Annotated in this window: 12 protein-coding genes and 1 pseudogene; 7 read left to right on the forward strand and 6 right to left on the reverse strand. The window is 40.2% G+C overall.

The genetic code is table 11. The annotated features are described in order from the left end of the window. From PGL02S_RS18145 to PGL02S_RS18160, 4 genes and pseudogenes are all read right to left on the reverse strand, one after another. Positions 1-248: pseudogene (locus PGL02S_RS18145) on the reverse strand (IS3 family transposase); the annotation flags it as partial. 207 nt (positions 249-455) lie between these two features. Further along, the gene (locus PGL02S_RS18150; RefSeq protein ID WP_036643448.1) at positions 456-1016 is read right to left on the reverse strand and encodes a cupin domain-containing protein; all 561 of its coding nucleotides are present in this window, start codon (positions 1014-1016) and stop codon (positions 456-458) included. A 235-nt stretch (positions 1017-1251) separates the two neighbouring features. Then, a complete protein-coding gene (locus PGL02S_RS18155; RefSeq protein ID WP_036643449.1) occupies positions 1252-1671 on the reverse strand; it encodes a universal stress protein in 420 nt (139 codons plus the stop codon). Positions 1672-1687: 16 nt separating this feature from the next. Then, positions 1688-3151, reverse strand: coding sequence for a SulP family inorganic anion transporter (locus PGL02S_RS18160; RefSeq protein WP_076152815.1), 1464 nt, complete (start codon positions 3149-3151; stop codon positions 1688-1690). Positions 3152-3311: 160 nt separating this feature from the next. Between PGL02S_RS18160 and PGL02S_RS18165 the strand changes: the two genes are divergently transcribed. Then, complete coding sequence (locus PGL02S_RS18165; protein ID WP_036643451.1) at positions 3312-3854, forward strand: recombinase family protein; 543 nt, start codon at positions 3312-3314, stop codon at positions 3852-3854. 502 nt (positions 3855-4356) lie between these two features. After that, positions 4357-5526, forward strand: a complete 1170-nt coding sequence (locus PGL02S_RS18170; protein ID WP_036643452.1) for a cation:proton antiporter — start codon at positions 4357-4359, stop codon at positions 5524-5526. Between the two features lie 533 nt (positions 5527-6059). Here PGL02S_RS18170 and PGL02S_RS18175 read toward each other — a convergent pair. Both PGL02S_RS18175 and PGL02S_RS18180 read right to left on the reverse strand, forming a co-directional pair. Next, a complete protein-coding gene (locus tag PGL02S_RS18175) occupies positions 6060-6587 on the reverse strand; it encodes an arsinothricin resistance N-acetyltransferase ArsN1 family A (RefSeq protein ID WP_036638462.1) in 528 nt (175 codons plus the stop codon). 225 nt (positions 6588-6812) lie between these two features. Continuing rightward, entirely contained in the window at positions 6813-7262 is a 450-nt protein-coding gene (locus PGL02S_RS18180) for a MarR family winged helix-turn-helix transcriptional regulator (RefSeq protein WP_036638464.1), read from the reverse strand. A 212-nt stretch (positions 7263-7474) separates the two neighbouring features. On the opposite strand from PGL02S_RS18180, the gene PGL02S_RS18185 reads away from it, so the two are divergent. The 5 genes from PGL02S_RS18185 (at position 7475) to gshAB (ending at position 14147) form a co-directional block, all read left to right on the forward strand. Next, entirely contained in the window at positions 7475-7789 is a 315-nt protein-coding gene (locus PGL02S_RS18185; protein ID WP_036638466.1) for an ArsR/SmtB family transcription factor, read from the forward strand. 60 nt (positions 7790-7849) lie between these two features. Further along, entirely contained in the window at positions 7850-9256 is a 1407-nt protein-coding gene (locus tag PGL02S_RS18190; protein WP_036638468.1) for an NAD(P)-binding domain-containing protein, read from the forward strand. A gap of 69 nt (positions 9257-9325) precedes the next feature. Further along, positions 9326-10288 (forward strand): thioredoxin-disulfide reductase, encoded by a 963-nt coding sequence (gene trxB / locus PGL02S_RS18195; protein WP_036638472.1) that lies wholly within the window; start codon positions 9326-9328, stop codon positions 10286-10288. Positions 10289-10447: 159 nt separating this feature from the next. Next, entirely contained in the window at positions 10448-11791 is a 1344-nt protein-coding gene (locus PGL02S_RS18200; RefSeq protein WP_036638475.1) for an MATE family efflux transporter, read from the forward strand. A gap of 28 nt (positions 11792-11819) precedes the next feature. Continuing rightward, positions 11820-14147 carry a bifunctional glutamate--cysteine ligase GshA/glutathione synthetase GshB gene (gshAB, locus tag PGL02S_RS18205; protein WP_036638478.1) on the forward strand — a complete coding sequence of 776 codons (2328 nt, stop codon included), beginning with the start codon at positions 11820-11822 and terminating at the stop codon, positions 14145-14147. Positions 14148-14522 lie beyond the last annotated feature (375 nt).

The following is a 14522-nucleotide window of genomic DNA, read 5'->3' on the forward strand; positions in this document are numbered from 1 at the left end:
ACAGCGGTATCCATGAGAGAAGCGTCTGATTGAGCCATATGACTGAGTACGTCCAGTTTAAAGCTTGCCGGATAATTTGTATAGCCGTTAGTAAAGACAGTCTCACCATGCATCTCATAGAGCTTCAACCAATATTGGAATTGAGACTTGGTAACGCCCACTTGATTTGCGTATTCGGTCTGAGATAGAAGATCAGAGTCATACCCTTGAATTAATGCCAATTTGCTATCCTTAGTAAATTTAGTCATAAAAAAACTGCACCTCCAACTATTAGATGTGTCTAACAATTGGGGTGCAGTTCAGTCCATCAAACCGACAAGCTTTTTTTATGGCTAACACGTTAAATCTGATGGGATTCTTTGAGCAGGATGAGGCGGAGTTTTGAAAGGGGAATAAATACAGCGGCTAACTGAGATGTCAAAACCCAAGTTTGCCGCTGTTTTAATTTAATGTTACTATCCTTTATTGTACCTAGCATACATGGCATCTGCTTTTGTTTCATGAACCGTGCCATATGGATGCTCAGGAGGAGCATAGATCACGTATACTTTTAGTGGTACATTACCCATATTGGTTACATTGTGCCATTTTCCAGCCGGTATCATGATCGCATAATCATCATAGGCCATTTTTTGAAAATCCAGATTATCTTTACTATCACCCATTTGAACAAGTCCCTGACCTTGTTCAATTCGTATGAATTGATCAGTTGTTGGATGAACTTCTAAACCAATGTCATCTCCAACATTAATGCTCATTAGTGTCACTTGTAAGTGCTTCCCTGTCCATAAAGCGGTTCGGTAAGTATTGTTTTGTTTAGTTGCTTGATCAATATTCAACACAAGCGGTCTTTGCCCATAATCTGTTAATTTCAAATTTTCATTATAACGACTCCAGTTGGTATTGTTCCAACTTGAATAATGAGGATTCAAATAATTGCTCCAGTTTTGGTTATTACAGTAGTTATGCGTAGGATTATGCCCTTGATAAGGGTGGCATGGATGATAGCGATACATATTCATTCTCCTCTTTATGGTTTCGTAATTTTCTTTTCATCCTATGCAGTTGCCTATTTAAACGATTCGAAAATGGGCTGGAGCCTATGACTTAAGAATGAAGGTGGTTAATCGTAAGGCGAAAACTTTGAAGTTAATGAGGTTTTTGAAGAAGCGTTATCAGTTTGATTAAGTACTTAAAGATTAAAAAAACATGCCCTATGCTTTTGACATAGGTCATGTTTAATTATTTGTTCTACTTTACCACCATAACAGGGCACTGAGCTCTCTTGACTACTTTATGGCTGACACTTCCTAAAACAAATTCTTGAAATGAATTAAGGCCTCGACTACCTATAATGATAAGATCAACACTTTCCTTTTTCGAGTAATCAACAATTGTGGGGCCCGGATCACCAATGACTATTGTGATTTGATGATTCACGCTTTTGTTTCCCAGTTCTTCTGTAACTGGTAATAGTTTTTGCTTCCGTTTTAATTCAATTTCTTCATGGTTTTGTGAATGGAGCACCTCTTCTTTTATTTTTGTTGGATCTACAGCGTACAGAACTTCTACTGTTGCACCTTCAGCAAGAGATGCTAACCGAGCTGCTTCAGCTGCAGCGCGAACGGAGTTCTTTGAACCGTCCGCAGCAAGTAAAATATGTTGATACATGGATATCACTCCTGTTCTAATGAGATTTTAATTGCGCGTTAGAATCGTGGTATACAGCTAATCTATTTACAATTTTTTCACTTGATGCATTGAGTCCTTTAATGGTGACACGATTATGATTAGCACGGTACTTAATTACAACTTTATCTACGGCGCCGACCCCTGAGTCATCCCAAATGTGCGCATTCGAAAAGTCGAGAACAATGTCTTTGTCTGTGACGTTGTAATCAAATGCGTTGACGAATCCTTCTACAGATGCAAAAAAGAGTTGGCCAGAGATCTTGAACGTTGTTTTATTCCCCCTGATTTCGCTTGTAACACTTACCTTTGATATTTTAGAAGCAAAGAATATGGCACTTAAGATGATTCCTAAGAGAACCCCAATTGCAAGGTTGTCCGTAACAACGACAACAATGACAGTAGCCAGCATGACAAAAGCATCACTTTTAGGGGCTTTTCTTACATAGGAGAATGATGACCAGTCAAAAGTACCTATTGATACCATGATCATGATCCCAGCCAAGACAGGCATTGGAATTTGTACCACAACTCCACCTAGAACAATAATCAGAAACATCAGAAACACACCAGCTACAAATGTCGACAACCTAGTACGACCGCCCGATTTTACATTGATGACAGACTGTCCGATCATCGCGCAGCCAGCCATGCCACCGAAGAAACCCGTAATGATGTTTGCGATGCCTTGTCCACGAGCTTCCTTATTTTTGTTACTCTCTGTTTCGGTCATATCATCTACAATCGAAGAGGTTAGAAGAGATTCAACCAAACCCACAACGGCTAGGGAAATCGAGTAAGGGAAGATGATTTGTAACGTTTCAAGATTAAATGGGATGTTAGGGATTAGAAAAGAGGGTAAGGATTGAGTGATGACTCCCAATTCACCGACAGTTCCCAAATCTAGATTGCCCCATATTGCTGCGGCAGTGAGCACAACAATAGCGATAAGAGGCGCAGGAATAGCTTTGAAGAAGCGGGGTAATACATATACAATAATGAGAGTAACAGCCACGAATATATAGGTCAGAGTTGAAATTCCTACAAAATGCGGTACCTGAGCCATAAATATTAGAATAGCAAGAGCATTAACAAAACCAATCATGACAGCTCTCGGTATGAATTTCATGAGTTTGCCGATTTTGAATATTCCAAACAGCAATTGGATGATGCCCGTGAGGACAGTTGCCGCCAATAAATACTGAATGCCATGTTCCTTTACGAGCGGAACCATAAGTAAGGCCATTGCTCCGGTAGCAGCGGAAATCATCCCTGGCCGACCACCTATAAAAGATATAATTACAGCGATACAAAATGAAGCATATAGTCCTACCATTGGATCAACACCAGCGATAATTGAAAATGCAATCGCTTCTGGAATAAGAGCCAAAGCTACCACGATACCAGCTAAGATATCGCTTTTGGTGTTAGAAAACCATTCTTGTTTAATCCGTTCAATCACTTGTACTTCCACTCCTTATCATTTGCTATGACTTTTACTTTTAAAGTCATGACCGGTTCTAGTACATTGATATTATCACGGATTGCACCAAAATGGAACCTTTTTGGTCCCTTATATGTGTTATAATTTTATAAAGTCATACGTGATTAGGAGTTTTAATATGATATTTGGTTACATGAGACCCTCTCAGGATGATCCACATTGTCAAAATCAACTAGAAATTTTAAAAAGAAAGTCCTGCGATCACTTATTTAAAGAAGAACACTCATCTGCGAAAAAGAGAACTCAATTAGAATTGATGTTGGATCGACTCATGCCTGGAGATACAATAGTTGTGACCAGACTATTTTCGCTCGCTGACTCGACGAGGCATCTTAGTGAATTATTGGATCAATTTCAAATCCGACAAGTCCATTTGTATTCATTGAATGAAAACCTAAACACCCGAGAAGATTCCGGTCGTTTATTCCATAAACATGTGGAAACTATCCTAGAATTTCAAGGGGATTTAATTAGTGAAAGTACCAAAAAAGGGCTGGATGAGGCTAAGGAAAAAGGTACGAAGTTAGGACGTCCACGCAAGCTTGATGAGAACGTGATGAAGGCGATCCAGATGTATGAAAGCAATAAATATACACTTGCACAAATACGTGAAGAAACAGGGATTAGTAAAACAACCTTGTATCGATACCTCGAAAATTAAACGTAATTTAATCAACGGGGCGATAGTTATTTATTCGTTGCTGTTACTTGGAAACCACTACTTATTGTTTGCTTTAGGATTTGTGAATAAGGTGGAGATTGTGAGACGCGGTTAGGTTTGACAGTAAAATGAACACGAACTGACCGTAAGTTGACTCTATGTTGAACACCACATGACGGTTTGCCCGTGACAGTATGTAACCATAGAAAAGGCGAGAATGACACGCACGGCTGCATGAATGCGGCAAATGACCGGGGCGTAACTCTTCTCGCTTTTTCTGTTGTTGAGAAACCAATAAACAACACGCGTTTTAATACGCCCTTAGATTGAGTTTTAACGAATTTTATGTAGATAATCGTATACGGGGATGTATTCGGGGGTTTAATGGTCTTTTAAACCTATTTAAATAGCTCTCATGCCTATATTGACCTAGGATTTTGAGTAGATTATATTTATCCAGAACGCGTTCGAATACGAGTTAAAGACAGAGGGAGAAGATAGGATGGAATTTGTTTGGTATTTAGTTCTTATTTTGCTTTTCACTAAACTAGCTGGAGACTTATCAGTACGTTTAGGTCAACCAGCTGTACTTGGAAAACTAATTGTCGGGATACTTCTAGGTCCTGCCGTACTTGGTTGGATAGATAGTAATGAATTTATCCATTACGTATCAGAGATAGGAGTATTGCTGCTTATGTTTATTGCTGGTTTGGAAACAGATGTAGAACAACTGAAGAAGAATTGGAAATCAGCAGTCGCTGTTGCTGTTGGTGGAATTATACTACCTTTCATCGGAGGGTATGGAGTTGCAGAGTTATTTGGTTTTTCAGTTAATTACGCCCTTTTCATGGGAGTGTTGTTTAGCGCAACTTCCGTAAGCATTTCTGTTCAAGTATTAAAAGATCTGGATCGTCTTGGTTCGAAAGAAGGAACGACTATCCTTGGGGCAGCTGTAGTAGATGATATTTTGGTCGTCATTCTACTCGCTTTCATGATGAGTTTCCTGGGCACGGGTCAGGAAATATCCATGGGCCTTCTTATAGGTAAGAAGGTGTTATTTTTCGTCGGTGTTATTATTGCAGGATGGCTTATTGTTCCTCATGTCTTGAAGTGGCTCTCCAGTTTAAAGGTTACAGAGCCTGTGATTTCAATTGCACTTGTCGTGTGTTTTGGATTTTCTTATTTCGCAGATTTGATGGGGATGGCCGGTATAATTGGTGCATTTGCTGCGGGAATAGCTATCTCACAAACGGCCTTAAAGCACACCGTTGAACAAAAAATCGAGCCCATCGCGTATTCGATTTTTGTCCCTGTCTTTTTTGTAAGCATTGGGCTCAATGTATCCTTTCAAGGAGTTAGTCAACAAGTAGGCTTCATTGTAGTATTGACCATAGCCGCAGTTCTGACCAAATTGCTGGGAGGTGCTCTTGGAGCGAGAATTACAGGTTTTAATAACTTATCATCATTTGCTGTCGGAGCTGGCATGGTATCAAGAGGGGAAGTTGCATTAATCATTGCTTCCACAGGCCTACAAGCAGGACTTCTACTACCAGAATATTTCACATCTGTTGTCATTGTGGTTATTCTGACGACATTAATTGCTCCACCGTTGTTGAAGATCCTTTTTCAACCACAAAGTAAATTGAATAGCTCCAAAGAAATCGGGCTATAGTGGACTATAAGGGGTTGATTTAAATATCGAAGCTCTATCTGTTTTCATATAAGCCAAAGAACGAAGGTTGGACCGAAGATTGCGTTAATTTTCATCTGGATAGTTTGTATGACATCAAACATCTTCATGATCGTGTATACCTTATCAAGACGGATGATGATGTTGATTTATTAGATAAGTATCTCCTTGAATGTTTTAGGAACAACGATAGTTACTTTCTGTTGCAAATTAGCGAAATGCCTATTAGGCACCGTCATCAAGGTCTCATTTCTGAGGATATTTCCACGTGGTTGCAGCTATAAAGGAGGAAAGAAAAGCGAACTATCCTCTGATAGTTCGCTTTTCTATTGCAATAATGAGGAAATCAGAGAATGCTTGCGAAACACTATAATTGATATTGTTATATCGAATTCGTTCAATGTAGAATATAGCCGAAATAATACAAAAAAATATACTTTCATTTATAATTGTAGGTATACTAAGGTCATCATATTCGAAAGTACTGTTAAGCACTAATCCGAAATAATAGTAAATTAACACTGGAGGAACGCTTTAGGTTTTTTTATATTTATTAATTTCTCCATGATCTTAACATCCACATATCTCCCATCCAAGACCCCTTGCTTTTCAAATACCCCCACATCACGGTAACCAAGTTTATGATATAAGCCTTGACCATTTTGATTAAATGGAAAGGTGAACAACACGATTTTATAAAAGTCTTTTTCTTTAGCAATCTCCTCAAGACGCTGGAGAAGTATACTTCCAATTCCTTTACCTCTGAAGGCTCGATCGATGTATATGGATAGGTCGGCAACACCGTCATAAGCACATCGTTGAGAAAAAGGGTTAAGGGAAGCCCAGCCGATTACGACATCTTCGTACTCAGCTACAATGACTGCATAACGATTTTGGTGTTGTTGAAACCAGTTATTCATGTATGCAATATCTTTTTGATCAACTTCTAGCGTAGCTATACGATCCTCGATTCCTTGATTATAAATGTTCAATATTCGTTCCACATCATCAGTGACTGCTGCTCTAATCGAAGTGGTTTTCATAATCAGTTCCTCCTATGTAGGAAATTTAAGCTTAGCAGCAGGAAACACAGCAGGCATTCCTGCGCGGTTGCCTTGAAAATGAGAATGAAATACGAGATTTTTTTCTATTGAGTTCTTTATTGGTTATCTCTCGGCTTTTTTGAATGTGAAGGTCACTTTTCATTAAATACTCTGCAACGTAAGAATGGAGCAGCATCGTAATTCATCTCCTATATAATAAATTTATTATTCAGATAATGGGCCGCAGCATTTATTGGATTTCGCCATCGCGTCGTTAAAAATTTTAACGGAATGAAGAACTGTTTCTTTTTCGAAATCGGTCATATAAGAGAATACTTCGTTAAGATAGTCATTCATCTGCATATCAATTGTTGTTGCTACAAATTTACCCTCCGTCGTAAGGGCAAGTGTGTGAACTCTTCGGTCCTGCGGATCTGGTGTTTTTTTAACTAAATTCATTTTGATTAGGGATTGGACCTGCCGGCTAAATGTCGTAATATCGGTTCCTAGTGTTTCAGCAATCTGTTGCATCGAAGGATTGTGCTGCCGGTCCACTTCGTATAAGATGTGGCTTTGAACTAAAGAAACGTCGTTTCCTCCGATACTGCAGCAGTTTTTATTAAGTAGACCAAACCTTCGGGTCATGATTTGAAACAACTCACGAGCATTTTCCATTTTCGAATCACCTCTTGTCATAGTTATACAACATATATTTGCAACATGCAAGTAATACAATTCTATGGCTTGTGATCAGTTCTTTTGTATATTGGAGTTTGATTTTGAATATACTCCAATATAAATCAAAAAAAATTGATGCTTGACGTGTTTAATGCGACTTGCTACAATGGCCACATCAAAATAATTTGATGGAAAGATGAGGTGACAACATGAAGGTCTCCCTTATACAAGAAGACGTTTTGAGCCTATACGAACAAAAGTTTAAAGCCCTATCTGATAAAAATCGGCTGAGAATCATTTATGAACTAAATCAACGAGGTAAAGTATGTGTTTGTGACCTAACTGACATGCTGGAACTGCCTCAATCAAAACTGTCTTACCATCTAAAAATGTTGCTAGATGCAAATATTATATTGATGGAACGCATCGGAAAATGGAACTATTATCAATTAAACGATGAAGAAATCAAAGGATTATTATCCGAAAAGCTATGCTGTGTTTTCTATCCTAATACAAAAACATAATTTTTTTATCTCATACATCAAAAAAAGTTGATGAATCAAAAACATAAGGAGGGTTTCTGTATGAAGAACATTGAATTTAAGGTAGCCTCATCTTCTTGTTGTACTCCCCAAGTACCGTCAAACACTAAGGAAGCTGTAAAGGAGGAGCATGCGTCCTACAACTCTAACCTGCCGGTCGCGATTATCGGTGCCGGCCCTATTGGTTTGGCAGCAGCAGCTCACTTGGTGGAGAGAGGGCAAAAATTTATCCTTTTTGAAGCCGGATCCAGCATTGGTCAGAACATTCTACAATGGGGACATGTACGTCTTTTTTCACCATGGCAATATAACATCGATAAAGCCGCTGAGCGTCTTTTACGTAAGCATGGATGGCAGCCACCCGTCCTAACGGAATTACCTTTCGGTCAAGAGATCGTTCATCAATATTTGAGACCTTTGGCGAAGGTGCCTGAACTGGAGCCCTATATCCTGTTGAATTCCAGAGTGGTTTCCATCTCGAAAAAAAACACAGATAAAATGAAATCGGCTAAGCGTGAAGCTGCGCCATTCGTACTTTATGTTGAAACGAATAACTCCACGGAACGCTTTGAAGCCAGGGCAGTCATTGATGCGTCCGGAACCTGGGGACAGTCGAATCCGCTGCATGCAGACGGGATTTGGACACGTGAAGAGCGTGATTTGAAAGAACACATTTATTATGGAATTCCGGATTTATCGGCAGAACAAAAGCAGAAGTACACAGGGAAACGCATTGCAGTCGTAGGAGGCGGGCACTCTGCGATCAACACATTACTAGATCTAGCCAAGCTGAAAGAAACAGATCCGAGCACGGAAATTATTTGGGTGATGAGAAAGAAATCGGTTGAAGAAGCTTACGGTGGTGAAGAGAATGACCAGTTAGAGGCTCGAGGAGCACTTGGAAGCCACATTCACCAGTTGATTGATGCCGGCCAAGTCCAGGTGGTTACTCCATTTATGATCGAGAAGGTTTCCCAAAACGATGGAAGGATTCATATCCAAGGGACTGCAAATGGTGAAAGCAAGGCGATACAAGAAATCGATGAGATTATCGTAAATACAGGAAGCCGGCCGGATTTCTCATTCTTGAGTGAGATTAGACTTAGCATTGATCCTGCAACGGAGAGTGTTGAAGCACTTGCGCCCCTTATCGATCCCAATGTACACAGCTGCGGAACCGTAAGACCTCATGGTGAAAAAGAGCTGCGCCATGTAGACAAGAACTTTTATCTCGTTGGAATGAAGAGTTATGGCCGAGCGCCAACCTTTCTTATGGCAACGGGCTACGAACAGGTCAGATCTATTGCAGCATACCTGGATGGCGATCTGGAAGCTGCATCGAAGGTTGAATTAGAGCTGCCAGAGACTGGCGTATGTGGTATTAGCAGTGCGCCGAATGCCAACGATTGTTGCATGCCAGTTTCATCTGCTAAAACGAGCTGCAATTAATAATTAGAGAAGGGGGAGAATCGAAAGACAGGATTCTCCCTGTACAAACAAACGAAGGAGTGAAGAGTTATGTACAAATCCATCATTATAGGAACGGGTCCAGCAGGTTTAACAGCAGCTATTTATTTAGCTAGAGCTAATTTGAATCCGCTTGTTATTGAAGGACCACAACCGGGTGGCCAATTGACATTAACTACAGAAGTTGAGAATTTCCCTGGATTTGTTGATGGAATCATGGGACCTGAGCTCATGGATAATATGAGAAAACAAGCGATTCGATTCGGTGCTGAGTTTAGGAATGGTTGGGTGCATGAAGTGGATTTCTCTTCACGTCCGTTTCGATTGTCCGTTGAGGGGCTGGGTCAATTGGAAGCTGAAACGATCATTCTCTCCACGGGAGCATCAGCGAATTTACTTGGCGGTATACCAGGCGAGAAGGAGAATATCGGCCGTGGCGTAAGCACATGCGCGACATGTGATGGTTTCTTTTTTCGAAATAAAGAAGTGCTGGTCGTGGGCGGGGGAGATTCTGCCATGGAAGAAGCCAATTTCCTTACGAAGTTCGCTTCTAAGGTAACGATTGTCCATCGTCGTGATGAACTGCGTGCTTCGAAGATTATGCAGGAACGTGCAAGACAAAATCCTAAAATAAGCTGGGCTCTTAGCAAAGAATCCACTGAAATTATCGCAGATGATCGCGGAGTTACCGGACTGCGAGTCAAGGATATAAAAACAGGAAATGAAGAAATCATCGAGACCAACGGAATTTTTATTGCGACGGGTCATACGCCCAATACAGCATTTTTAAAAGGACAGATCGATACCGATCCAGTTGGGTATATTCGTGTGAAACCTGGTACGACCGAAACGAACATTCCCGGGGTTTTTGCTTGCGGAGACGTACAAGATCCGAAGTACCGTCAGGCGATTACAGCTGCAGGTACAGGATGTATGGCTGCTCTTGACAGCGAAAGATTTTTAGAAGTAGAATCCGCGTTTATAAAATCAGTCACAGATTCGGCTGAAATATAAGCGTATGCTTATGTATGAATTAGATTTCACTTAAAAAGACAACAAAGCAAATTCGAAAAGAAAACGATACGGCACAACTTAATTCAGTAACAGGCTTTCGCCCCGACCCTTGCGGTCGGGTTTTACCTTAACATGAGAGCAAGAAGGAGCAACTAGATCATGAAGGGCACGAATGATTTAACCCAAGGTCCTATTATGTCTACTTTAATGAAATTGACGATTCCCATCATTGCAACCAATTTTATATCTACAACCTACGGTCTTGTGGATATGATTTGGGTTGGAGGACTAGGAAGTGGACCGGTTGCTGCAATTGGCACAGCAAGCTTCTTCATTAATTTAGCGATTGCGTTATCGACCATGATAACGATTGGTACTGGCATCAAGGTCTCACATTGTATGGGGGCCGGTCAGGGAGAACAAGCTAAGTCTTATGTAAAAAACGGATTTATCATGTCTATTGTATTAGGGCTGCTCTACATGGTTTTTATCATATTGACCCAGGACCAGCTGATCGGTTTCTTCGATCTGGGAAGTGAAAAAGTTGAGCAGATGGCGAAGCAATTTCTATTGATTTCGATAGTAGGTACCCTATTTTCAATTCTGAACACCTTATATGCAACCATTTTGAATGCGATGGGAAACAGTAAACAACCATTTTATATTTTTTCAATGGGTCTCATTTTAAATATTATTCTTGATCCATTTCTAATCTATGGAGTTGGCAGTTTTGAAGGTTGGGGAGTTGCAGGGGCCGCTATTGCTACATTAACGGCCAATGTATTAGTAACTTTGCTGTTTATCATGAAAACGAAAAACTTAGAAATGATCTCTAAGCAATCGGTCTGGAACAATCGTCTCATGAAAGAAGTTATCCGATTGGGAGTTCCGATTACGATTCAACGGGTCACCTTTACGATCATTTCGATCATTATTGCTAAAATTATTGTAAGGTGGGGGGCTGATGCCATTGCGGTTCAAAAAGTTGGCATTCAAATTGAATCGATCTCCTATATGACGATCGGTGGTCTACAAGGGGCTATCGCGGCCTTTTTTGGACAAAATTACGGAGCACGTCGATTGGATCGAATTCAGCAGGGTTATCGAAAAGCGTTGCTGTTGACCTCCATATTTGGCACTTTCATTTCGCTCATATTCATTTTGTTCCCTCAGCAACTCTTTTCGCTGTTTCTATCTGATGATACGAGTATGAAGCTCGGAGAAGATTATATGCGAATTATCGGCTTCTCCCAATTATTTATGTGCATGGAACTGATGACCGTAGGTGCGTTTAACGGTATTGGTAAAACACATATTCCGCCGATCTTCAGCATTTTATTTACGGCGCTAAGAATACCCTTGGCTTTGCTCTTATCTGAACCGTTTGGTTTAAATGGGGTGTGGATGTCGATTGCGCTAAGTAGTGTTTTTAAGGGTATCATTTTGGTCATCTGGTTTAGAAAGTCTTTGCGCAGTATTCATAAATCGTTTGCCACTTCTTAATGAACAAGGATAAAGGACGGTCATAAACATGAAATTGTTGAATCGTGAACTTATAGAGGTTGTAATAGACCATGCACTTCAAAATGATCTGCTTCGAGGTCATTTCGGTTTAGAAAAAGAAAATGTACGGGTCGATCAAGATGGAAAGCTTGCACTGACACCTCACCCAAAGGCTTTTGGAAGCAAGACGGAAAACCCTTATATTCAAACTGATTTCTCAGAAAGTCAAATTGAGATGATCACTCCAGCCTTCAAGTCGATTGAAGAGACTTATCATTTCATGGAAGCCTTGCAAGACATTGTTTCTGTGGAATTGGAAGGAGAGTATTTGTGGCCTAGTAGCAATCCTCCCATGCTTCCTGAAGAGAATGAAATACCTATTGCCAAAATGAGCGATCCCATCGCAGACGACTATCGAAATGAATTGGCGGATAAGTATGGTCGTAAAAGACAATTGTTAAGCGGAATTCATTATAATTTCTCGTTTGATGAGAAATTTCTTACAAAGCTATATGATACCCAGGGACGGCATAAAGACTTTAAGGAGTTCAAAGATGCGATTTATTTTAAAGTAGCCCGTAACTTGATGAGGTATCGATGGCTGCTCATTTATCTAACAGGAGCAAGTCCTGTTTTTGATAATACCTATATTGAGCAATGTGTTAACTTGGCGGATTCCCATGATAATAAAAGTTATTATTTTCCGATTATGAACTCACTTCGGAACAGTATGTGTGGCTATCGGAACGAAAAATCGTATTATGTTTCTTTTCATTCGGCCAAAGAGTATGTTCATGACTTAAACAGGCTGATTCAACAGAATGAATTACTGAGCGTAAAGGAATTTTACAGCCCCGTTCGCTTAAAAACCGCTAAGGGGATCAATCCGTGCCAAGAGCTTGTGGAAGATGGAGTAGCATACTTAGAGCTTCGATTTATGGATATTAATCCACTTCATAAGATTGGAATAAGTAAAGAAATGATGCACTTTATACATTTGTTTATTCTCTTTATGCTGCTTAAAGTAGATGAATCCTTCCATGAGGAAGACCAAAGGATAGCTGATGTAAACCAAGATCAGGTGATTATGGAGGGTATAAAAGGCTATTTAAACGAGCCTGAATATAGTCATTTCACGATGGAGGAAATGGCACTCGCTGTTATCGATGAGATGAAGGATATGGTGCAGCTTTTATTTCCTAAGAATGAGGATTATCAGCACATTCTGGACAGTGAAAAGCAAAAGATTCTTCATACTGAGTTGAATGTTGCATCTAGAGTGAAGTCCGAGATTCAAAAATCATCCTATCTGACATACCATTTGGAAAAAGCGAAAACATACGCTCAGAACAGTATTCAAAATGGATACCGTTTTGCAGGGTATGAGGATCTCGAATTATCAACTCAACTTCTCTTAAAGGCAGCGGTGAAACGAGGCATACGCTTTAAGTGGATGGATCGGGATGAGAATTTTGTATTACTATCAAAAGGTAATCATCAAGAGTATGTGAAGCAAGCAACGAAAACTTCCTTGGATTCCTATAGTACGGTGTTAATTATGGAAAATAAGGTGGTTACGAAAGAAGTTCTCAAACAACATGGAATTCGTGTACCGTCAGGGGAAGCGTTTCAGAGCTTGGATGAAGCAATGTCCACCTATGAAACATATCGCGGTACTCCCATTGTGATAAAGCCCAAATCAACCAATTTTGGGTTGGGCATTACGATCTTCAATCAAGATTATTCGAGAGAGGATATGAAAAAAGCGTTTGAAATCGCCTTTTCGCATGATCAAACGGTTCTTCTTGAAGAATTTATGACAGGAAAGGAATATCGCTTTCTGGTCATGGGGGATCAGGTTGTAGGGGTACTGCATCGTGTCCCTGCAAATGTCGTCGGTGACGGTATCCACACGATCGAACAGCTTGTTCATGAGAAGAATAAAGACCCACTTCGAGGTAAAGGGTATAAGACTCCCCTTGAGAAAATTCAGTTAGGGGAAGCAGAAGAGATGTTTTTGAAGAACCGAGGTATGAGTTGGAACGATATACCCCAGCTAGGGGAAGTTATCTATCTAAGAGAAAATTCGAACATTAGTACAGGTGGAGACAGTATCGATTTTACGGATGAAATGCCAAACAGCTATAAGGAACTTGCCATTCAATCAGCTAAAGCTGCAGGAGCGACTATATGTGGTGTGGATATGATGATTGATTCCTTAGAGGAAGAAGCAACCGATACCAATTACAGCATTATAGAAATCAACTTCAATCCAGCGATTCATATCCACTGCTACCCTTACATCGGAAAGAATAGAAAGGCAAATGAAAAGATTCTGGATTTACTGTTTGGTTAGTTCGATTACGGCTGTGTAAGTTGATTCCATCGGGGAAGGTGTCGCAGTAAACCAGGATGCTTAGACAAATCAAATGAATTGAATTGTGATTGACACAAGGTGATGATGAAAGAAGGGCGGGGGGAGACCTGCCCCCCCAAGAGAGGGCGGGATTCGGATATATAATTTGCTGATATAAGCGATAATGCATAAAGATTTTATAACCACATTCGTAGAAAACCTACTTGCGGTAAGAACCGAAGTATCGTTCAAGCCATCCCCACTGCAAGTAGGATGTGGTGTTGCTTAATGGGAAATTTTTGGAAGTTGCGTCTACACACTTGAAATCAAGCGCTCTTTCGATTAATATATAAGCATTAAATTATATGGTTATGA

The sequence above is a fragment of the Paenibacillus glucanolyticus NBRC 15330 genome, assembly GCF_004000885.1.
GTDB classification, from domain to species: Bacteria; Bacillota; Bacilli; order Paenibacillales; family Paenibacillaceae; genus Paenibacillus_AQ; species Paenibacillus_AQ glucanolyticus.